This window comes from Paenibacillus sp. TSM33, assembly GCF_056099025.1.
Genome location: NZ_JBLZXB010000003.1, coordinates 43,270 through 66,268, shown reverse-complemented (window position 1 = coordinate 66,268; position 22,999 = coordinate 43,270). Strand labels below are relative to the sequence as shown.

At 43.8% G+C, this 22,999-nt stretch carries 18 protein-coding genes; 3 read left to right on the top strand and 15 right to left on the bottom strand.

The features are described 5' to 3' along the window. Window positions 1-29: 29 nt before the first annotated feature. Both ACN6NF_RS01015 and ACN6NF_RS01010 read right to left on the bottom strand, forming a co-directional pair. The gene (locus ACN6NF_RS01015; protein ID WP_474314348.1) at window positions 30-1,400 is read right to left on the bottom strand and encodes a glycoside-pentoside-hexuronide (GPH):cation symporter; all 1,371 of its coding nucleotides are present in this window, start codon (window positions 1,398-1,400) and stop codon (window positions 30-32) included. Window positions 1,401-1,427: 27 nt separating this feature from the next. Beyond that, window positions 1,428-3,371, bottom strand: coding sequence for a glycoside hydrolase family 127 protein (locus ACN6NF_RS01010; protein ID WP_474314346.1), 1,944 nt, complete (start codon window positions 3,369-3,371; stop codon window positions 1,428-1,430). Between the two features lie 193 nt (window positions 3,372-3,564). Here ACN6NF_RS01010 and ACN6NF_RS01005 point away from each other — a divergent pair, with 193 nt between their 5' ends. Both ACN6NF_RS01005 and ACN6NF_RS01000 read left to right on the top strand, forming a co-directional pair. Continuing rightward, window positions 3,565-4,440: a helix-turn-helix transcriptional regulator gene (locus ACN6NF_RS01005; protein WP_474314344.1), complete on the top strand. Its 876-nt coding sequence runs from the start codon at window positions 3,565-3,567 to the stop codon at window positions 4,438-4,440. Window positions 4,441-4,549: 109 nt separating this feature from the next. Further along, a complete protein-coding gene (locus ACN6NF_RS01000) occupies window positions 4,550-5,947 on the top strand; it encodes a phytase (RefSeq protein ID WP_474314342.1) in 1,398 nt (465 codons plus the stop codon). 152 nt (window positions 5,948-6,099) lie between these two features. On the opposite strand, the gene ACN6NF_RS00995 is transcribed toward ACN6NF_RS01000, so the two are convergent. The 8 genes from ACN6NF_RS00995 to ACN6NF_RS00960 form a co-directional block, all read right to left on the bottom strand. Continuing rightward, on the bottom strand, window positions 6,100-9,840 hold the full coding sequence (locus tag ACN6NF_RS00995) for an alpha-L-arabinofuranosidase C-terminal domain-containing protein (RefSeq protein ID WP_474314339.1): 3,741 nt from the start codon (window positions 9,838-9,840) through the stop codon (window positions 6,100-6,102). 205 nt (window positions 9,841-10,045) lie between these two features. Next, the gene (locus tag ACN6NF_RS00990) at window positions 10,046-11,038 is read right to left on the bottom strand and encodes an SPFH domain-containing protein (protein WP_474314338.1); all 993 of its coding nucleotides are present in this window, start codon (window positions 11,036-11,038) and stop codon (window positions 10,046-10,048) included. A 21-nt stretch (window positions 11,039-11,059) separates the two neighbouring features. Next, on the bottom strand, window positions 11,060-11,854 hold the full coding sequence (locus ACN6NF_RS00985) for a TPM domain-containing protein (protein ID WP_474314336.1): 795 nt from the start codon (window positions 11,852-11,854) through the stop codon (window positions 11,060-11,062). After that, window positions 11,851-12,885, bottom strand: a complete 1,035-nt coding sequence (locus tag ACN6NF_RS00980) for a TFIIB-type zinc ribbon-containing protein (protein ID WP_474314335.1) — start codon at window positions 12,883-12,885, stop codon at window positions 11,851-11,853. The genes ACN6NF_RS00985 and ACN6NF_RS00980 overlap by 4 nt, the downstream gene beginning before the upstream one ends. Window positions 12,886-12,912: 27 nt before the next feature. Beyond that, window positions 12,913-13,572, bottom strand: a complete 660-nt coding sequence (locus ACN6NF_RS00975; RefSeq protein WP_474314333.1) for a PspA/IM30 family protein — start codon at window positions 13,570-13,572, stop codon at window positions 12,913-12,915. A gap of 178 nt (window positions 13,573-13,750) precedes the next feature. Then, window positions 13,751-14,593, bottom strand: a complete 843-nt coding sequence (locus ACN6NF_RS00970; RefSeq protein ID WP_474314332.1) for an aldo/keto reductase — start codon at window positions 14,591-14,593, stop codon at window positions 13,751-13,753. 278 nt (window positions 14,594-14,871) lie between these two features. Continuing rightward, window positions 14,872-17,256, bottom strand: a complete 2,385-nt coding sequence (locus ACN6NF_RS00965; protein ID WP_474314330.1) for a phosphoketolase family protein — start codon at window positions 17,254-17,256, stop codon at window positions 14,872-14,874. Window positions 17,257-17,559: 303 nt separating this feature from the next. Further along, entirely contained in the window at window positions 17,560-18,282 is a 723-nt protein-coding gene (locus ACN6NF_RS00960; protein ID WP_474314327.1) for a GntR family transcriptional regulator, read from the bottom strand. A gap of 316 nt (window positions 18,283-18,598) precedes the next feature. Here ACN6NF_RS00960 and ACN6NF_RS00955 point away from each other — a divergent pair, with 316 nt between their 5' ends. Further along, window positions 18,599-19,750 carry a glycosyltransferase gene (locus ACN6NF_RS00955; protein ID WP_474314324.1) on the top strand — a complete coding sequence of 384 codons (1,152 nt, stop codon included), beginning with the start codon at window positions 18,599-18,601 and terminating at the stop codon, window positions 19,748-19,750. Between the two features lie 219 nt (window positions 19,751-19,969). On the opposite strand, the gene ACN6NF_RS00950 is transcribed toward ACN6NF_RS00955, so the two are convergent. The 5 genes from ACN6NF_RS00950 to ACN6NF_RS00930 form a co-directional block, all read right to left on the bottom strand. Beyond that, window positions 19,970-20,920, bottom strand: a complete 951-nt coding sequence (locus ACN6NF_RS00950; protein ID WP_474314322.1) for a ring-cleaving dioxygenase — start codon at window positions 20,918-20,920, stop codon at window positions 19,970-19,972. Window positions 20,921-20,993: 73 nt separating this feature from the next. Then, window positions 20,994-21,392 carry a DoxX family protein gene (locus ACN6NF_RS00945; protein ID WP_474314321.1) on the bottom strand — a complete coding sequence of 133 codons (399 nt, stop codon included), beginning with the start codon at window positions 21,390-21,392 and terminating at the stop codon, window positions 20,994-20,996. A gap of 65 nt (window positions 21,393-21,457) precedes the next feature. Next, window positions 21,458-21,691 (bottom strand): DUF896 domain-containing protein, encoded by a 234-nt coding sequence (locus ACN6NF_RS00940; protein WP_474314319.1) that lies wholly within the window; start codon window positions 21,689-21,691, stop codon window positions 21,458-21,460. 355 nt (window positions 21,692-22,046) lie between these two features. Beyond that, a complete protein-coding gene (locus tag ACN6NF_RS00935) occupies window positions 22,047-22,463 on the bottom strand; it encodes a DUF4280 domain-containing protein (RefSeq protein WP_474314318.1) in 417 nt (138 codons plus the stop codon). Next, window positions 22,464-22,985, bottom strand: a complete 522-nt coding sequence (locus ACN6NF_RS00930; RefSeq protein WP_474314541.1) for a hypothetical protein — start codon at window positions 22,983-22,985, stop codon at window positions 22,464-22,466. It abuts the gene before it with no gap. Window positions 22,986-22,999: the final 14 nt, after the last annotated feature.

Here is a 22,999-nt window from a genome sequence, read left to right as displayed (position 1 = left end):
ATCTTATTAACACCTTGTTAAAAGTATGATTATGATCTTCTCGCAATTAAATCTTGTTGAATAGAAGCTTCATTCTTCTCGAATTTCTTATAGAAAAACATAGGAATGATTCCGATTAAGAAGACGATAAACGGTAGCCAGATAAAGCTGAACTGAATGCCAGACAAAGCAGTCGGGGTTTGGACCTTTCCAGCAATATAGCCTGTGCTACCCATAACCCATGCTGGCAATAATCCGCCAACTCCGCTACCCGCTTTGATACAGAATGCGCTTCCAATAGAAGTCAGAAATCCACTTGCCCGAATTCCATTTTTCCATTCCCCGTAATCTACTGTATCGGACAACATTGCAAATGGCATCGAGCACGCAAAGCCTGATCCTAATGCACCTATGATCCAACCGGCAATAATAAGGGTTAAGTTTGTACTCCCCATTAAAATCACGACTTGACCTAGTGCAGCTAATATCAATCCGATAATCATGATCGTATTTTTACTTAATTTTCTGGCGAAGAACGGAATCAGAACCATCGAGATCAATTGCAAAGAGGTGAGTCCATTGATTAAAGGCACCAAGTCCTTACTATCCAAATTGTATTGCAGATAAAAAATAAGTGTAGCCGAACGAATATTCAAGCCGATCCAGTAACACAGGTTAGCAGCTACAACGAGCATCCAGGGCCAGTTTCGCTTGATAGCTGTAAAGCTTTTAGCAATCGGGACAGCTTTCGTTTTCACTGCCGCATTTTCACGCAAATCGGCAAACGCTATGAAAAACATAATAATCGCCATGATTCCAAATAAAACGAGCGTTAAGGAAAAGCCTTTTTGATCATTTCCCTGTCCAAAGAAGGCTACGAGGGGTAATGTGAACGTCGTGGCGATGAAGAAGCCCACGTTTCCCCCGACCATACGGAAAGAGTTCAAAACTACGCGTTCATTGGAATTGGTGCTCAGGTTAGGCAGAATAGACGTAATCGGTGTACTGATTCCCGTATATAGGATACCTGCTATGATATAAGTGATAGCCGCGTATGCAATTTTCCCCGATTCGCTCCAATTGGGCGTCGTGAACGTAAGGACCATGAATACGGCAAACGGAACAGCTAACCATAGAAAATAAGGTCTGCTCTGACCGTATTTCGATTTGGTCCGGTCAATCAGGATGCCCCAGATCGGGGCATCAATGGCATCGATAAAACGGGTGATAAATAGTAATGTCCCGGCAATCCCGATAGAAAGACCGAATACATCTGTATAAAAATATAATAGATAACTGGAAATGACACAGTATAGTAGATTGCCAGCCGTATCTGTTAACGAATAGCTGATTTTACGATGAAAAGGAACGGTACTGGTTGCTTTTTCAGGTGGTTCCGTACTCACAATTCTCGTACTCATGATCTTTCCTCTCCCCATGCGAATGAATTATGATTCATAAACCCATACACGCATTTCCCCTTTGGCCCGATTACACCAGGCGTAGTAAGGAATAGCAGTAATTTGTTGAGGAACAAGTTCAGGGGGCTCCGAGCTGTATAATGCATTTGAACCTTTTACCCGATATCCCTCTATGGTCAGCTTTACAATGCCACCTAGCAGATTCTCGCTAAACTCTTCTGTAATAGGACTATCCTTTGGTAATCTTAACCCTGCCAGGTTCGCCCCATTATCGGCTTCTTCCAGACAGTACACGACTGGACCGCGTTGGAGAGCAATTTGCTGCTGGTTCATGGAGACAAGCGGGTTGCTCCGAATGCGCTCGACTGGCATAGCCAAATGCAATGTGACCACATCGCCGTCCTTCCAAGTACGTTGAATCTCGACATAGCCTTTTTCCAGATGGTCTATAGAGATAGCTTCCCCATTTACCTTGACCTCTGCCTGCTTGCACCACCCTGGAATTCGCAGTGCCCATTTAAATGCAGTTGGCTCTGTTACATGGATTGAAAGGACAAGATCCGCATCCCATGGATAATGATGAGTTTGTGTAATTTCAACCTTATGGCCTGATAAAGTCATGTTCACCTTGCTGGCAATATACAGATGCGTATATAACGTATCATCAGTATAGGTGTACATATTGTCCTCCACCGATGCAATCATTCGCGCCAAATTGGGTGGACAGCAGGCGCAGAAGAACCATTTTTGCCGTTCTGTTTTTACATGCTCCTGATCCTTTCTCGACTTTTGAAAAGGATTGACTTCCAGCGGATTCACGTAGAAAAACCGTTTCCCATCCAGATCCATTCCACTGATCGTTCCATTGTAGAGCGCACGCTCCAGGACATCGGCATATTTCCGGTCCGGCGCTAAGCGCAGCATGCGATTGGCCCAGAAAGCCAGCCCAACAGAAGCGCAAGTTTCACAGTACATGCTGTCATTGGGAAGATCATGATGGCAAGTGAACGCTTCCGCGTTCACCGTAGACCCGATTCCGGCGGTAATGTACATTTTGTGGTTCGTGACATCATCCCACAGCGTTTCACAGGCTTGTAACAGGGAAGCATCCCCTGTTTTGGCAGCCAGGTCTGCCATCGCAATATATAAATACACTGCTCTTACCGCATGGCCGACGGCCTCTTTTTGCTCCCGCACAGGTTGGTGTGCCTGCTGATATTCAAAGCCTAAGCCGAAATTAAGGTTGTTATCATCATTCCAGGTAGGCTCTGTTTGAATATGCTTTCTCTTTTCTTGCTCCTCCACAAAATAAATTGGATGCTGTCCCCGCTGTTCGATAAAATATTGCGCTAATTTAAGATATTGATCCTTAGCCGTTACGTCGTATAATTTGATCAAGGCCAGCTCAATTTCTTCATGCCCCGGATAGCCTTTCCGTTTCCCTTCTTCCGTACCAAAAGTCTGCTGAATCAGGTCTACGTATTTCTCCATAATGTGAAGGAATTTCGTCTTGCCCGTCGTTTCATAATAAGCAACAGCCGCTTCTATAAAGTGTCCTGCACAATACAGCTCATGATTATCTCTTAGGTTCGTCCAGCGATTATCGGGTTCCTTGAGTAGATAATACGTATTCAGATACCCATCCTCAGCTTGAGCTCTCCCCAACAGTTCAATGACTTCATCGGCTTGCTCTTCAAGCGCAGAATTTGGATGATCCCTTAAGCTAAAAGCAACCGTCTCCAGCCATTTGGCAAGATCACTGTCTTGGAAAACGGTTCCATAATACTCCCCACTGGATTCACCGGCCGCAATTCTAAAGTTCTCAATCGCATGACTGGGTTCTGTATCTGGTAATTCATCATTTAATGCTTTCCACTGATAGGGAATGACCTCTTTCGCCACAACCTGCTTATACTTTTTCCAAAATGAATCATCGACGATGACATGCTTCACTGGCTTTGCCATTTTCATTGGATAAACATCCCTTCCTAAAAATAGAACGCTTTCATTTTTGAAAAAATAAGGATAAAGTAATGATAATATCGAACAAGCTAACCTGAGCGCCCCTTGCTACAGTCCTTATTTTATCAACCTGAATTTATAAAAAAAATCGCGATCTTTAACTAAAACTTATACGATTTCACACATAAAGGAGCTGACTTCCATGAGCAAAGCAGACTTTCTATCTTTCCTTGTTCCTCCACTGCCTTATTTCATAGAGGGAAATTTTACTACATATCAAAAAGGGGACTGGCATCCGAATCGCTATAACTTGGGTTATTTTGACGTAATTATCATCAAAGAAGGACTACTGCACATCGGTGAGGAGGATGAATCGTGGAAAATAACTGAAAATCATGCACTCATTCTTGAGCCGGACAAGCACCATTTCCCCATCGAGGCATGTACAGAACAAACCTCCTTTTACTGGTTTCATTTTCAAACCAACAGTATGTGGTGTGCCCAATCCTCGCCGAATTTTATTATCCCTAGCACCCCCATTCCTGAGCTGCATTTTCACTCAGAACATACCACCATCCATCTACCCAAATACCAAAAACTAATTAATCCCCATGAGCTGTTCTCCAAATTGGACTATTTACTAGCCTCTACTTTAAAAACTCGAAAGCTGGCTCTATGGGAGACTCAACAAACATTTGTGAATATTTTTCAGGGTTTGGAATATGATGAGAATTATAAAAGCAGTTCCTCCAAGTTAGCTGAACAGATCGAAATATTTTTAAAACAAAACTACAGAAATGCCGTCACTAATAAAGATCTGGAGGCACATTTTCACGTACATCAAAACTATCTTGCCAGATGCATGAAGGCCGCCTTCCAGCGCACGCCGCTTGAGTATTTAATGGACTACCGCCTGGATCAGGGACGCAGTCTTTTGCTGCAAACCGACTGGTCCATCCAGCAAATTACGGAGGAAACAGGATTCTCCCAAGCCAGCTATTTTTCAAAGTGCTTCAAGGAGAGATTCGGAATGTCACCGAAAAATTACAGACAGCAATACTGGAAACCGGCCAACTGAATGTTTACGTCTCTTTTACATTTCTTTTACATTTTGATTGTATTCTTTTGATAATGTCGCTTTATACTGAGTCGGTTATATCATTTTCACTTCGGAAAAGGGGCAACATATGAAGGTAACTAAAATTGCACTATTAACCATGTTAACCGGGATTCTAGTATCACCAGACCTGATCCATGCGGTAGACACTCAGCCCACGGGATACGAATCCCTTCGTACACAGGCAGATAAAATGGGCGCAAAAATTACGTGGGACAGTGATGACCATTCGGTGTTGATCAAGCTGAAAAATGGCATTGTCGGGACTTTTACAGTTGGTGAGAAGCAATATCGTCTAGCTGGTCAAACCGGGAAAGCAGATCGTGAAATAAAGATGATCAACGGAAATATATATCTTCCTACAAAAGTGATCACTGCGCTTGAAGCGGAGAATAGCAAATATGCAGATCCCAAGGATGCAGTTCCCACCTATAAAGTGCTCCCCTCTGTCGAAACAGAAGCCGTGGAGGATGGAGAAGATGCAGCTGACGACCCTGCGATCTGGCTTAATCCCGTTGATCCGGATAAAAGCCGAATTTTAGCTACTAATAAAGGCGGCGGAATTTTGGTCTATGATCTGGATGGCAAGCAACTGCAGAACATCAAAGTCGGAAAAATGAACAACGTGGATCTTCGTTACGGCTTCACACTGGGCGGTAAAAAGATCGATATCGCTGGCGCAACCAATCGAACCAACAACACGATCGATATTTTTGCCATTGATGGTGAATCAGGAACGTTGGCCAACGTAGTTGACAAACCTATTAAGGCAACCATGAAAGAAGTATACGGATTCAGTTTATACCATAGCCTCATGACAGATAAGTTTTACGCGCTCGTTTTGGGCAAAGAGGGCGAATTCGAGCAATATGAGTTGACTGACAACGGAAACGGCAAAATTGCCGGCAAGCTTGTCCGCCAGTTTAAGCTGGCTACGCAATCCGAGGGCATGGTCGCTGATGATGAATATGGTACGCTGTACATTGCTGAAGAGGATTACGCCATTTGGAAATATAGCGCCGAGCCAGACGGTTCATCCAAGCCGCTGCAACGTGTTGATATTGCAGATGGGCGCAGACTTCACGATGACATAGAGGGACTCACATTGTATTATGGCAAAGACGGCAAGGGGTACCTAATGGCCTCCAGCCAAGGCAACAGCAGCTATGCGATCTATGAACGACAAGGCGACAATGCCTATATTAGCAACTTCACGATCGGAGACAGCCCTACCGTAGACGGTACGTCTGTCACAGACGGTATTGATGTTCTTGGCTACGGATTAGGCAAGAATTTCCCTCATGGTATCTTCGTTGCACAAGATGACGAAAATCTCCAAAACGGCAAGAAGTTAAATCAGAACTTTAAAATGGTACCTTGGGAGCGAATTGCTACAGGTGCGGCTACCCCGCTAACGATAGACGATGGCACCAATCCGCGTGAATTGGTAAACAGAAGCACGAAGTAATGCCCATCAGGCAAATCGAGACAACAACGTTCTGACTTGATCCATAGAAAAAAGGGGTGTCCTAAAAGCCATAAAACGGCTGCTTGGGACACCCCTTTTTGTTTTTAAGCGGGAAAAGGTTCCAACATTCCTTACCCTAACTATCTCGTACCTTACGCTTTAATATCCAGTACCAGTACATTTACCGAATTAGCCGGTAATTGTAAGAGGACAGAATCTGTATGAAGTGTGACCTGCTGTTCGGTAGGCACTACCTTTTCATCATTTTTCTTATTCACGTTAGGTACATGAACAAGCGAGGAATCGCCGGTTAGTGTAATCAGCTTGGCACTGGACTCAACATTCAAATCTTGTAGATTCAGCTGCGTTGCCTTATCTACGTTGTCGGCATTTACAAGCTTCACATATACATGTTCAGCATCTCGGGTCACCGAATGAAACACGTCTCTGTTGTAAGCCTCCAGCTTGTAATCCAGCACTTTGCTGGTTGTCTTGCCGTCCGTGTAGGAGCAAATCAGATTGTTGCCCGTTTCTCCCCCATAGTTCACCGTGATGGTGTAGTCGGTATTATCGGCCAGTTCTTCATAGCTGGCTGCTCTCAAGTTGCCCGCCGCTGTACTGGAAGAGTAGTCACCCATGGTATAGCCTTCTATACCTTGCTTGTAAACCTTCACGCCGGTAGCATTGCCACCATAGCCAATCGCGTATTCGATGACATTCTTTTTCTCAGTGGTAATATCCGTGAGACCTGCGCCCACATAAAAACCGTCCGTGCCGGAAATGCGGGAAGCAATGACCTCTACCTTGTAGTCGTTCCAGCTTTCGTTCAAGATGTACAGGCCGTTCAGACCGCTATCTTGGGCTTTGAGGACAAGCCCCTTACCTTCCTCCACCGTAGATCCCACGGAGCCAGGAATAACTTGCCAGGTCGAATTCAATTCCTTGGTAAAATCTTGCTCCAGCAGTACACTGCCGTCCTTATTGGAAGTAACGGTTACACGCTTAACCACAACCTCGGCGTTACCTGTCGCGATCTCAATTCCACCCTGAGGAATGAGGTCGATTGGCTGGCCGTTTTTGTAAGTAGAGAACGAAGTGGCCAATACTTTATTGCCCAAATATTGGGCATACATTTGCTGCACATAATAGTTTGGTGTAAACCATACAGTTTCGTCATCGAACCAGATACAATCCGGTGTCCATCTGTACGTTCCGTCCGTCAGGACTTTGTTAAACAGCGGCGCATACGCGGCCAACCGGACGACGTCGGCATTATTTTCGAAACCAGTCATCACCGCTGCTTCCGCTACTGCGCCCGCCAATGTATTCTTATCTGTCGAGGCATACTCCCCAACGAAAACCTTCGATGTTTCTTTCCAGTTGACACTGCCATCCGTGTTATAAGCTCTGTAGTAGTAATTATAGCGGTCCACATTATTCAATAGATATTCATTAGAACGGTAATAGTGTTCATCGGCAATGGTGTCCATATAGTCTTTTTGCTTTTCATACCAGGTTACAGTTTCTTCCGTCACCTGGTTACCGTCCGCAAAAGCAACCTTGGCAGAGCCCTCCATATTACCGCTCAGGAACTTCCAGCCCTGTTGATAGGCATCGTCGTCTGCTTGAGCGCCAACCGTGGAGATGATATGCAGCTCATATCCCGGATAGTTTTTCTCCATGTACTCATCAATCGATGTCTTGAACACTTCAAAGTTGGCGAAGAACTCTGTGCCCCAGTTTTCGTTCCCCACGCCCAGATAACGCAGATCGAACGGTGCTTCATGACCCATTTTTTTACGCATGGCAGCCCATTCATTATGTTCAAAATCGACGCTGATCGCAAAGTCGATCAGATCCGTAAAATTCTTGATGTAGTATTCTCTTAATGCGCCGCCAGCCGGATGAGCATAATCTGAACGGGCTTGGCAGAGCACACCGCAGGCCATAACTGGGAGCGGAGCAGCATTGAGGTCTTCTGCCAACTGGAAATATTCCATATAACCAAGACCCATGGTCATCATATAGCCCCATACATTAAAGTTTTCCTTGCGCAGCTCGATATCGCCAATGGATTCCTTCCAGTCGTATACGTTTTCCCATATAAACGATCCTTCGGAAATACATCCCCCTGGAAAACGCAAAAACTTCGGATGCATGCCGACCAGCGCGTTTACCAGATCCTTTCTCAATCGGTAGTTCGGATTACCCTGATAGTTGGCGTGTGCCGATGGGGAGTGCTCTTCCTCTCCTGCCCCCCATACATCTTGTGGGAATAAGGAGACCATATCAATGGAAATGTCGCCTTCAAATGTGAGCGCCAGCTGTCCCAGAACCGTAGCTGTACCTGTCAGCACCAGCTTGGAATCGACACCGTACTTTTTCCACGTGTTTCCACCTTCCACCTGTACGGTTACCGAATCACTGATGGCCTTTTCCTTCGAGTCTTGCAGTTGCAGTGTGATTGTACCCGCAGAATCGGCCTTCGCCCAGATGGTGAACTCATACTTGGCACGCTCCTGGATGGACATGGCACAATTCTGGTTGGAATCAGAAAAGCCTTTGTTTCGAATCGTTGCCCCATCCGCTACCGTCACATAATAAGAGTTCACATCCTTGTCTTTTACGCCCAAAAACTCATTTAATCCACCGCTATGCTGTGGAGCCATCTTGTCCGTATCACCAGCCCAGGCGAACAATGGATTACGGTTCCGTCCTGTAGAGCAGCCACATTCACCAGAAGCATGGGAATACGTATCAAACTCAAAGGATTCAAAAGAACGATTTTGCACGAGTTCTGCATAAATCCCACCATCTGCCGCATTATTGATATCTTCGTAGAATAAGCCGTACATCACTTCGCTGACATCCACAACTTCCTTATTCCCATGAATGGTCAGCGTGTACGGAGGCAGCTGTTCTGGAAGAACGGAAACTTCAAAGCTTTCTTCAATCCGGCTTGAACCTCTGGTCAAGAGAGCCGTAACAGTGACCCCCTGTGCGGAGGTAATCGCCTGAACCTGTCCATGGTCAGAGAGTATGCTAGGCTGGCTGGATTTCCAGGTCACTTCTACTCTTCCACCCATCAGAACCGTTGGCAGGGATATGTCTTTGGTTATAATTGTCGTCGGGAATGACAAATACTTATCGCGGGCAAGCTTCACGATCTCTTCATCTGTCAATGAATCGCACATGACCTCAATGACTTCATCCGCCGTCAAACCTGCTTTATAAATTCGGAAGTCCGAAACCGAGCCAGCAAAGTCTACATCGGCTGCATGTTGGGAACGACCGATAAAATTGTTACTATAGTTGGTCGTATCTGCAAACGTTTCGAACCATTTGCGCAGCTTGGCATAGTTACCACTGGAGGTTTGGCTGATGGAGCCGTCCGCTGCCACTTCACCATTGACATATACCACTGGACCCGCACTGCTTAATGTACCACCTTTTGTGCCGATTACAGACAGGGCTATGTGCATCCACTCATCCCTGACAAAACCTCTTCCTGGGTCTACGGATAAGTCAGCCTCAGTGAAAAGAGTTCCACGCAGATTCCGTGTCATAAACATATAAGGACCCGTATGGGATTTACCAAAGTCAAAAACACGTTCCCACATATCCGTGAATCTGCCGAAGTTTACCCAAGCCGTCACTGTAACACCAGTGTTATCGCTTACATCTTTAAACAGATCAGAAGGTAGCTGAATATAAGATGTTCCGTTGGGACCTCCCTCAAGTGCCAAAGCCGCTCTTCCGGTAGTATGGGAGATCGTAGGTGCTGCTGTGCCTGAAGCAATCCCGTCATTACCTTGTCCAGAGCTATCCTTGCCGACATTCTCTGCATCATCAAACTTGTACCGCGCAATGATTTGATCTTGGAATTTGGTCATCTTTATGGCTCCTATACCTTTAGTTTATTAATGTAATACCTAATTAGTTAATATAAATACGTACTATATAGCTATAGTACCTTATCCTGTGTACCTTTTTCAATCCAATAAATCGGATTTATAAAGAAAATGCTTGAACAATTTACATTAAAAAAGCAGTCATCACAGAGAATACTCTGCAACAACTGCTGTTTGGTTTACAAAGCTACCCGTTCAATTTCTGTCCACAATTCGGACAAAAGTTAGCTCCCTCGTTTTTTGTACCACAATTCGGACAAAAATTTGGCCTTTTACCGTCGCCAGAAGGAGTGGGGGCATCGGTTGCAGGCTGAGTCTCAGCCTGAGGCTGCTGACTTGGATTCAAATTTTTCATCATTTCATTGGCTATATTCATGCCCATCATCATACTGGCCATATCCGACGCAGCACCGCCGCCTTTTACATTCCCCGATGCCATACCGTCGGTCATCGTCACTTGTTGGTACTTTTGCAGATTACCGATCATTTCATGAGAAGCTGTCTTTGTAATCATATCCTGAATTTCTTGAGGATAATTGAAGCTCATCACATGAAAGCTTGTAATCGTCATTCCGTTGTCCATCACTTGCATATCCAGGTCTTCTTGGATGCCCTTTGATATATCAGAAGCATTCGCCTGTAGATTAAACATATCCTTGCCTTCTCTGCTGATCCACTTCATCAATAACTGATCCAACACCGATGTAATCCGTATTTTAACATCCTCAACAAGATAACTGTCCTTTACCCCGGCAATCTTATCAATAAGCGTAACATAATCGTTTACTTTAAAATTAAATGTACCATTGGCGCGAATCGGCATTCCACCTGGCAGTTGGGGAGTCGGGATCAAAACCGGATTTTGTGTTCCCCATTTTACAGTAAACTCCTTCGTATTAACGAACAAGACCTCGACCCGCATGCCGCTGTTAAAACCGAACTTGAACCCTTTTAATGTCGATAGAAATGGAATAATATCCGCGTCCATGTTATATGACCCTTCATTCTCAAAGATACCCTCGATCTTACCGTTATTGACAAAAATGGCGTCCTGACCGGAGCGAATGATTAATTTACTGCCTTTTTTAATTTCACGATTGCTCCACTTCCAAAAAATCATGTCATCCCTAAATTCTTCCCATTCAACAACATTTGCAAATTGATTTCTGAAGAATCCCATGTGCTGTATCCATCCCTTCCGTTAAAATGATCCTCTGCTGCCGCTATGCGAATGACCGCCGCTGGTGGTTCCGCCCCCTCCGCCTGATGAGCTGCTGCTACTGCTCTTTTCAATCTTCCGCTTCGTTGTCGTGGTGTGAGTGTACATATCTTGATGTGCCAGAATCCCTGACGTGCTTGCATCCTCGTAGGTCTGCCGATTTACCGTAACCCGACCGCCGGAACTCGAAACCATCTTACCTACAATAATAGACGCCAATCCCAGCGCAATCGCCAAGTGAAGCCAGCCTTTGAAAAATATACTGTCTGGATTCACTCCTGGACGGATGGCCAAATATTTGTGCGCATCGAGAATATACTTTTGAAAGGCAAGTCCATAGTTGCCATTCGTCAGATCCGGGGTAATTTCATGGCGTATTTTAGTAAGCCTATCGTCATCCAGATACCGTTCTGCTTTGTAAAAGCCAGCTAAATAAACCTCTCTATTTCTCATATCCATCGTTAAAATAACTGCATTTCCATGAGATCTGTCATAACCCGGACCATGATCATCATAAAAATCCTGTGTCATTTTCACAACATCCATATTGTCGGGATTGTTGGTCGTATAAATAATAATGTCCGTTTCTCTTTCGGCTCCGTATTGATTAGCCATAGAGTTCAACACATCATACTCTTCCTGATTAAGCAAACTCGCCTCATCATAAATCAATGGCTTCATTTCTGTCGTTGCTGCTTCGCCCTTCATTTCCATAGGAACCGCCAGAAAAACAGCAAAGAACAACAAAACGGCCACAATGGCTCTATATTTTTTCAATAGAATTCTCCTCCCATGATCAGCCAAGTGATCAATCTTAATGAAAAGAGAGTCATGCCGAAAATGCCCGCAAACCAAGCCGTCACTTTGAATTTGCTAATCGGAGGCTTACCAACTACCTTGCCCGTCTGACCGTTCATCGCAAACGTATGCTCCAATTGATTGTAGTCATAGTGGATGACCCATACTGGGAGCAGGACATAATCCGCTTGCTTTAATGTTGTATCAATTTGCTTTTCCGTGTAACTCACGGACGTATACTCTGACACCGTGGACTGAATATAAGCATCAATATATTCCTTCACTTTGCCTTTCACGCGCGGGAAAAGCTCCTCTTCGTTATAACTATACTTTTCCGCAATATAGCCCGCTAGATATGGCGTTTTAAAAGGTTTGAGCTGATCATAAGGAAAAGGCTCCAATTTATCCATCAGCTCGTCATTCATTTTCTCCGCAGCATCAATCGGAACCTTTACGTAATTCAAACGGATTTTCCGATATACATCAAAATGCTTTGTTTCTGTATATTCGTAATCTCCGCTCGTATAGGTCCTCACTTGGGTACCTTCACCTTGAACCTCAATATGATTATGTAATTCATATAACCAGAAGGGGACATACATACCGGTTATTCCCTTGATTCGGTCTGCTATCATAAACCGGTTCGGTGTCAGACGACCATTCTTGCACCACTTTTTGAATGCAGCTATGGCTTCTTCCTTGCTGATCGAAAAAGGAATAACCTGCGCCGGAGCTAGCTCCCCGGTCAGTCGATCACCTAAAACCACGGCAGAACCACAAAAGCTGCACACCGTTGCACTCGTTTCCACTTCGGTCATAATCACTGCTCCACAGTTATTGCAATGATACTCATGGGCCTCATCTTCTGAAAAAATACGATTGGTCAGAGGATCAGGAATTGTATCGATGTTGTCCTCTCTTCCGCAGCTATGGCAAGATAACATTCCTGTCTCACTGTCAAAGACCATGCCGCTGCCGCAATTGGGGCATTTGTACTCGATAACCGGCATCTGCTCACCTCTTCATTGTAGAAACTCTTATGATTCTTTGGGATTGATTTTCTCCTTGATTGCAGCCAGCTCATCTTCTGCATTGGTACTCTTCTCATATTGTACGAATAACGCATCCAGGTCGTCCTTCGTCTCTCCCCGGAGCTCGGCTATCGCCATCGCTTCATCATATGCCTTGTTTGCCTTCTCTTCCAAGGCTTCGAATACAGAATCATGGTCGCCCATAGAATTTAAGGCTTGCTGTGCTTTGGCGACCGCCAGCTTCCCTTTAAGTTCGGCACGCCGCACTTCCAGCCGCCCTATATCGGATACCAATTTCCCCTGCATTTGTTTCATATGTACGGCGTTTGCCGAAGCTAATTCGTAGGAGGTCTGTAACGATTCCAGTTTCTCTGTCTGCAAGATTTTACGTTCCAGAAACTTTCGAGCCTCATCTTCATTGCCAGCCTCCACAGACTTACTTGCATAATGCTGGAGCTTTTCGATCTCAGCTCTACATTCATCTAGTGCTCTTTTCGCTCTTTTCTCATCAGCCAGCACTGAGGCCGTTTCTGCTTTCACTTTGCCCAGATCACTGTTCAAGTTCCGCATATAATCATCAATGGTCTTCTCTGGATCACTCGCCTTATCCAATAAGGCGCTGATATTCACCTTCATAATATCCTTAAACCTTGATAAAACTCCCATGATGCCCTCCTTCAAAAAGACTGCATTCCCCCATATCATACATCATGTCCGGTTAAAAATGTTCATCATTCATCATAGCTATATTTAGGCCTATCGCATCCTTTCCGCTATTACTAAAAAGCAAAGGGTTCAAAAAACCTCTACAGATTTTTGAACCCTTCGAATTCATTCTTGTAGATTATAGTTCTTCATAGGAATTGGGGTCCTGTCCCCATAGCCGTCCATCTTCCCTGCTTAGTGCTGAGATCACGTTCATTTCCTCTGGTGACAACTCAAAATCAAAAATGTCCAGATTTTCCGTCTGATGTTTTACAGAAGAAGCCTTAGGAATTGGAATTGCTCCCAGTTGGATGTGCCAACGTAAAATCGCCTGTGTCGCTGTTTTGCCATGAGCAGCAGCAATTTTCCCAATCTCTTCATTTTCCATCATGCTGTGACCGCGACCCAAGGGGCTCCACGATTCTGTCACAATACCCTGTTCAGCATCTTTGGTACGCTGATGCTCCTGGTTAAACAATGGATGCAATTCAACCTGATTGATGCTCGGTGCGATACCTGTTTCCCGAATCAAACGTTCATTATGCTCAGGCAGAAAATTGCAGACCCCGATGGAACGAATATAGCCCCGCTTCTTCGCCTCAATCAACGCCTGCCAGGCTTCAACATAACGATCAATTTGGGGATTCGGCCAATGGATCAAATACAGATCATAATAGTCCAAACCGCCTCTATATAATGACTCTTCAATCGTGACAATAGCTTCCTGATACGCATGTCGACGACCTGGAAGTTTGGAGCAAATCAATAATTCTTCTCTCGGTATAGAACTCTGCTGGACAGCTTTCCCGACAGCGCCTTCATTTTCATAGTTGAAAGCTGTGTCAATTAGACGGTAACCCGCGTCAATCGCGTCGGCTATCACTTTTACTCCATCTGCACCCTTCAATCCAGCAGTTCCAAATCCAATAACAGGCACCTTAGTGCCATCATTCAATACCTTCTCCGGAATTTGATGGTTCATATTAACAGCCTCCTCTCCTATTCCCTTATACCATAACACCTCTTCAATATTCAGACAAAATGCAGCTAACCATTCAGTTCCCATATACTTATTACCCACTTGCTCGTGACTTCCCTATTAAATTCTCAGTGTGCTACATCAAAAAGTGCCTGATCCCCGTTGAAATCATACTTGAAGTCAAGGGGTCAGGCACTTCTATACTACTACCAAATCATATATTTCACTTCATGCTTGACTGCTTGGCTGTCCAACACAAAGCTGAAATGTACTATACTTTTTTATTTCAGACCTTCCCATACCCAGTTCTCTACCTCTGGCAAGTCAATGCCTTCTTCACGAATGAATTGATGATGTTTCTTAACCATTGCATCCATTTCATCCGCAATATTCGCGTACTTTCCAGCGTCAGGTAAGTTTAGAACAGCTTCTTTCACCAAGTCAAAACGATCCATTTGATTCAATACACGCATATCAAACGGTGTCGTAATATCGCCATTTTCACGGTAACCATGTACATGCAGGTTATGGTTTTGACGATCAAAGAACAGGTCTTTGATCAGACCTTCGTAACCATGGAAAGCGAATACGACTGGCTTGTCTTTTGTGAAAAATTGATCAAACTCAGCGTCAGATAATCCACGAGGATCTAACTTTTGGCTTCTCAACTTCAGTAAGTCTACTACGTTGATGTAGCGAATCTTCAAGTCAGGCAGTTTTTTATGCAAGATCGAGATTGCAGCTAAGCTTTCAATCGTTGGCTCTGTACCAGCAGAAGCGATGACAATATCAGGCTCTCCACCTTGATCTGTACTTGCCCAGTCAATAATCTTCAATCCTTTGTCTACCAATTCTTTCGCTTCATCAGCAGAGAACCATTGTGGACGTGGGTGTTTGGACGAAACAACCAGATTGATCTTTTGACGGTCATTTAAAATGGTGTCAAAAACAGCTAGCAGAGAGTTGGCGTCAGCTGGCAGATACTCACGAATAAATTCTGGTTTCTTATCAGCCAAATGTCCCAACAAGCCTGGATCTTGGTGTGTATACCCATTATGATCCTGTTGGAAGACCGTTGAAGTAGCTACAACATTCAATGATGGGATATCTGCACGCCATCCTTGGTCCGTTGCTTTACGCAGCCATTTGAAGTGTTGAGTGATCATCGAGTCAACCACACGCAGGAAGGCTTCGTAACTTGCAAAGAAACCATGACGACCTGTTAACACGTAACCTTCCAGCAATCCTTCAGCTTGGTGTTCAGACAATTGGGAATCAATGACACGACCATAAGATGACAAGAATTCATCATTAGGCTCAATAATTTGATCCATCCATTGGCGTTTGGTTACTTCAAAAACAGGAGCCAAGCGGTTAGACATCGTTTCGTCAGGTCCGAAGATTCTGAAATTGCGATTCTCTTCATTTAATACAACCACATCTTTAACGTATTTTCCCAAAACCGACATATCTTGCGCAATCACTTTACCAGGCGTGGAGTTATCCAGCGCATAGTTACGGAAATCTGGCAATTTCAAGTCTTTAATAAGGTTACCCGCATTCGCAACAGGGTTCATTCCCATTCGTTTATCGCCTGTAGGCAGAATTTCAGCAATCTCAGCTTTTAAACGACCGTTTTCGTCGAACAATTCCTCTGGTCTATAGCTATTCAGCCATTCTAATAAGGCAGGTGCGTGCTGCATATTTTTTTGATCAACCGGAATTGGAACCTGATGGGCACGGAACGAATTTGTATTCGGCACTCCGTCCCATTCCTTTGGACCCGTCCAGCCTTTAGGTGAACGGAAGATAAGTACTGGCCACGCCGGACGAGTAAGGTCATTATTTTCACGCGCATTCTTCTGGATAGCTTCGATCTTCTCGATGGCAGTATCCAATACTTTCGCCATTTCTGGATGCATGTGATCAGGGTCTTCACCTTCAACAAAAAAAGGTTCCCAACCTAAACCTTTAAAGAACGAGGTTAACTCTTCTTTCGATTGGCGAGACATAATCGTTGGGTTACTAATTTTGAAGCCATTTAAGTGTAAGATTGGAAGCACTGCGCCATCCGTGATTGGATTGATAAATCTGTTAGAGAACCACGAAGCGGCTAATGGTCCCGTTTCGGCTTCACCATCCCCAATAACAACAGCCGAAATCAGATTCGGATTATCTAAAATAGCACCTACACCATGAGAAAGGGAATAGCCCAGCTCTCCACCTTCATGGATAGATCCAGGTGTTTCAGGAGCAGCATGCGAAGCAATACCGCCAGGGAACGAAAATTGTTTGAACAGTTTCTTCATGCCTGGGATATCTTGAGTGATTTGTGGATAGATTTCAGTGTAGCTTCCATCAAGATATGAATTTGAAACCATAACCTGGCCGCCGTGACCAGGACCTTCAATGTAAAGCATGTTCAAATCATATTTATTAATAACACGATTAAGATGAGCATAAATAAAGTTTTGGCCTGGAATCGTGCCCCAGTGTCCAATAGGCTTCACCTTTACATCCGAATCTTTCAAAGGTTCTCTCAACAAAGGATTGTCTTTTAAATAAAGCTGACCTACTGAAATGTAGTTGGTTGCACGCCAGTATGCATCCAGTTTTTTCAAATATGTTTGAGATGAGTATTCTGCTAACACGGGTGATAAGGCCATGGTGTCCACTCCCTAGTAATTTGGTTTGTAATATTGTTTGTAATTTATTTCCGTAAATTTCATCTACATGTACATCATAACGCTACGCTAAATTAATTCAACCTTTTTCACAAGTGATACGGTCCAATTTTGTGAAATTTTGAACATACTATGAAATATAAATTAAAAAGACAGTAAAAAAGCCCTTACATTAAAATATATAGAAAGATAAACAAATAAAATTCGTGATAAACGAAGAGTTCGCAGGCTTTAATTCTTTTTCAAAACCATAAAAAAAGACCGGAGAATTCTCCAGTCTTTTCGTTAGTGTACCGATACAAAGGTATTAAATTTCAAATATTTGTAGTGAAATCGCATATGCGAAAATTCAAATGGGGTACCGTTATCCAAAAAGAAAACACCCTCCATAATGCCTACGGGTTCATTTTCTTTCAATTGCAGCAGCTTTTGGTCATTTTTTTGAGACGGTTCTGCAAAAATGGATAAGAAAGATTTGGTGACAGCCAGGTTCCGCGAGTCCTCCAAATAATTAAAAATGGAACCCTCAATAATCGTCTGATTTAAATCCTGGACAATTTTAATGGGGATATAGCCCGTTTCGATCATAAATGGATCATCATCAAACAGACGCAACCGAACGATTTTATAAACAAAATCATGAGTGTCCAAGAACAAATCGCGCTGTAGTTCTTCTGTCGGTGGAATGACCTCAAAACTCAATACTTTGATTTTTGGCTTTTTGCCATGCATTTGAAAATTATCAGTAACCCCTAGATTAGAGCCTTCGTAGTTAAAGATAGATTCATTTCTTATGTATAAGGGATTAATAAATGTCCCGGAACCTTGTTTTTTGAAAATAATTCCGACACTCTCCATTTTAGTCAGAGCACGTTTAATGGAACTACGACTAACCTGGTAAGTCTCACTAAGACTACGTTCATCTGGCAATCTCATATCTGCAAACTTTCCAGCGAAAATTTTCATTTTAAGATCGTCAATAATTTGCTTATAGACAAATTGTGTCATATAGTACTCCTCTTTCAGGTCTTCTATAACTCCATATAGTTTACCATAAACATGCCCATTTCATCTCATGTTTGTTTGTGTCCCTTTTACTTTACATTCTTATGCATAATGCTGCCATGACATATACATCACACCACTGAACATATCTGCAAAACAGCCAAAAATACAGAACCCGACCTAACATCCGATAGAACCAAGCCTGTTTCGCACCTTCAGGGGGGTATTTGACTAGACCAGGCTAAAATCCTTGAATACATTGTTATTATTTATCTCGTTCAAAGGTTCTCTAATTAGAATGGTGGGGGGGGAGATCACATTGGCTATCCGCTACAGCGTCATCATTCCAACCTATAATCGCGCCCAGCAGTTGTTGCTCACACTCGCTTCATTTGAATCACAAACCTACCCGAAGCAACTATTCGAAGTCATTGTAGCTGATGATGGTTCTACAGACGGAACGAAAGAAATGGTCGAAGGCTTCAAAGCATCCTATCCTCTTACTTATGTGTCACACCCGGAACAACGCGGTCGATCTGCCGTTCGAAATTTGGGACTGCGCCGTGCAAAAGGGCTATACATCATTTTCTGCGATGCTGACTTTTTGGTGCTGCCTCATTTCATTAGAACCGTGAGCCGTTATCACCGCAAGTATCCCAAATCCGTGCTTTCAGGCATTCCACACTCGTGGGACGATGCTTTTACCCATTATCACCCTGACTTTTCTGCGGAAGAGAAAGAACATTGTCGGAGCATACTTACACAATCAGGCTTATGGAATCCTGACTTTGAAACAGCGAATGAAATTACCCCGGTCATAACGCCAGAAGATATCCTTCATCAAACGGGTGCACTGTCTAAAGTCGTTAGTCCCACAAGGGTTCCGCCCAGTACTCAAAAACAATTTGCCTCCACGGACGTAGCTCCCTGGATGATGCTAGTAACTCGTTGTGTAGCCATCAGACGCAGCCACTTGATTCGTATTGGAGGTTTTAATGAACGGTTCGTGTTATATGGACTCGAAGACTGGGATCTTGGCTATAGGCTGCATCGCTTGAAAATCCCCTTTTATTGCATCAAAGAGGTGGTCGGGTATCATCAGGAACATCCAACCCATCTTAGAGGTAACGTTTTAAATATGGAAAATCTGAGAATCATGTATGAAACTTACGGGTTCCATGACTCCTCGCTAAATTTATTCGCTCTAATCCCTCCATCCGAGGATTTTGAGACCTACAAAAATACGCTGCGAGTATTGCGCAGGGGACTCCGTTCCAGGTTAACACGTTCATCAGCCATGTTGTTGAGAAGGACACTACGCATGGCAGCCAAGCAGTTTTATTATCACAATAATACCCCAGCATTCCAACAATCATTACGAGTGATAAAAAAGAAAGCAGAGCACCGAAAAAGCCGAGTCGCTCACGTGTTACGAGAAATGCTGGTAAAGTCTGAAAGGTTAGTAGAATAACAAAAGGATGGAAGATCACGAGACACATACCTGGAAGCGGATTCTGTCTGATAGATTATGTCGTATATTAGATTAATCAAATCATAAATATAAGCTAATTGCGGATGATTTCATTTTCAGGAGGTAATTCATCGAATGAAAAATCCACAATCGAATGAGATTGTGGATTTACGTGACTTCATCTGGATGCAAAACAGCAGCTATTTCGTTTAATTTTGTTTACTTTTGTTTATCTGTTAATGTTCTCACTTCAATAGGATGCAGGTTTGCCTCGATCTGAGCCCGCTGTGGCTCATACCACTCTGGCAGCATTAATTTCTGCCCCAAAGATTCAGCAGGCTCATCGTTAGCAAATCCCGGTGGATCAGTAGCAATTTCGAACAGTATGCCGCCCGCTTCTCTGAAATATATCGCATTAAAATATTGGCGGTCGATGATTGGGGTCGGCTGATAGCCATAATGCTGGACTGTGCTTCTCCAATCTTCATGTTGTTCGAAATCTTTTGCGCGCCATGCAATGTGATGTACCGTGCCTGCTCCACCAAAGCCTAAGCCCATTTTGACGAGCGGAACATCCACAATGTTGCCGATTTCTCCAGCGGACTGATAACGAGCATATTCGGCGTCTTCATCGATCTTCGTAAATCCGAGTATGCTCTCCAATGCATCCATCGTTTTCTGTGGGTTGGTGCTAAACAGCACGGCGCCTCCAAAGCCCTTAATTGCTTTATCGGCCGAAATACCACCGTAAGACCAAGTACTGTTTGCTCCCTCTGCACGTTCAACAAGTTCAAGACGCAGGCCTTCATTATCCTCGAATTGAAGATACTGTTCATTAAAGCGGCTTGTTTTCGTCACTTGAATATCAAAGTTTTGCAAACGATGCTGCCAAAAATCAAGCGAGCCTGGCGGTACCACATACGAGGTTATGCCCACCTGACCACCTCCGATGCGCCCTTTGGGAGTTTCTGGTGCCGGGAAAAAAGTAATGATCGTTCCAGGACTCCCCGCCTCGTTACCAAAGTACAAGTGGTAAACCTCAGGAGCATCGAAGTTGATTGTTTTCTTCACTAACCGAAGTCCAAGAATACTTGCATAGAAGTCGACATTTGCCTGCGGATTACCAGCAAAAGCTGTAATATGATGGATACCTGTAGTTTGAAGTGACATATAAAACCCTCCTTTAATTGTAGAAATCCTTATTTTTCATTATTGATAATCTTTAATGACCTAAGTTCATGTATTAATGAAGTATTGCATCAATGGAATATGAACCTGCCCCTGTCAACGCAATTCCGATTACGACAGCAATAAGGACCAGCGGATATTCATATCCATTAGCGGTTGCCCAGATTCCGTTTTGACCATGTACTTTGACAATCGCTCCAAGCATCGTCATCGTAATCAACAATGCAGCCAGTGGAGTGAGCAGTCCTACAGTAAATAGAGCCCCTCCCAGCAATTCCATCAACCCAGCAGCCACAGCCATCAATACCCCGGGCTTGATCCCGATGGATTCCATCCAACCGCCAGTACCTTTTGGACCATAGCCGCCAAACCAGCCAAAAAGCTTCTGAGCCCCATGCCCCACCAATAATAATCCAACCACCAAACGTATCAGTAACAATCCACTCGCCAACATAAAATCACTCTCCGTAGTTATTATTTATTATTTGAAGATTTTCAAATTAGAGATATTAGACAAAATTAAGTTTCTGGCTTAACGATTTGAGCCTGTTCTTTTCTTAGTTTTTCAGGAGTCACATCGTCTCCATTCGGATCATAGATCGTAGCATTCAAAAGTATGCTTTTGATAGAGCCCCGAAAGATTTGAAGGTATTCCTTGCGAAGATTCATTTGCTCCGTTTTTTCAATTTCAGTTAACCCAACTTCTTTTGCTTTGTTTGCCAACTGATTAATTCTTTCTAAAATCGCAATCATGTGTATACCTCCCTATTCAAAATTTACTGTTTGTTTTTATCTTTAATTTATTTATCTTGATATAAAGATATAATATATTTTTATTCTTGTCAATACTTTATTACAAAGAGAAGAAGATGATGAACTCTTGAGTTGCTTCTCACCCCCATAATATCAAGGCCATCTCCATACTGATATTACTTGTATTTTAAACGTACCATCGCAGTGACCAGACCATCGTAGGTAAGACGGATATCCTGATAAGATCGCTTCTTTATCTGGATATCCATCTGGTACGAATGCGAAGCAGCCTTCAGTTCAACTGTATACACGTCCCGAATACAATTCCGAAACCTAACGGTTTTGAAACAGACCCTTAATCCAGCTCCTGTCCATCATTTTCAATTTGGATATGACCACAATACAGACACTGATGGGTACAGTTATGTGTCAAAGCGGGCTGCCCTTCGATCTTCACATCACTTTTTCCATTCAGCCACGGCATGGTCAGGACTGGAATACACGGAGCCTTTTTCACGCCATAGATGTCCACCATCTCACTTGCCTGCACGGCTGGATTTAAGGGACTGGAGCAATTTCCAAAAGACTGAATGTTCACCCCTGGAACGTAATCTCCAATGTTCATTTGTGCTTTGTCTTTTACGTAGACGCCATGGCTAAAAGGTCTCTTCAAACGGGTAGGTTGTGTTCCATAACTACAACTTAAGATCGCTCCCGCCACAACATAGCTTTTTTTTGCACCCGTTCCCGGTCTCACTTGGGCTTCTTCCACTTACCTCATCCTCCTTGGTGCTTCCTTCTCAACTCTTTGCACTCGAATGCCTGTAAAAGATCGGCGCAGCAGGCTTTCTGCCACAGCCAAATGGATATAGATATAAGGTTCGACCAGTCCCTCAATCCGAAAAACAGGTGGCTCTATCTCCCCCTGTCTTAGTATCAATTGTTTCAATGTACCATTGGGATACCATTCCGTTTGTGCGGACAAACAATCCACCATCGGCGGACAAAGCACCCAGTATACCTCCTGTCTAGCCTGCTGAAATTCGGTAAGGATGGCCGCTTTCCATTTCAGTCCTGGCATATATTTCTCCAATAATACTTTCAACCGGTCGGACACCAGGGGTAGGGGAAATTCCAGGAAATCCGGGTACACTGTTCGTGGATCGGTATGTACAGCCAAAAAAAGCGGATCATCCTGCTGTTGCTCTCCCTCAGCTTCCGTCAGGATTTCTTCTACTTGCAAAGGAGATAGCGCAGCAGGCTCCACCCGATGTTTTACCCGCTCGTCTATCATCAGTCGAAAATATC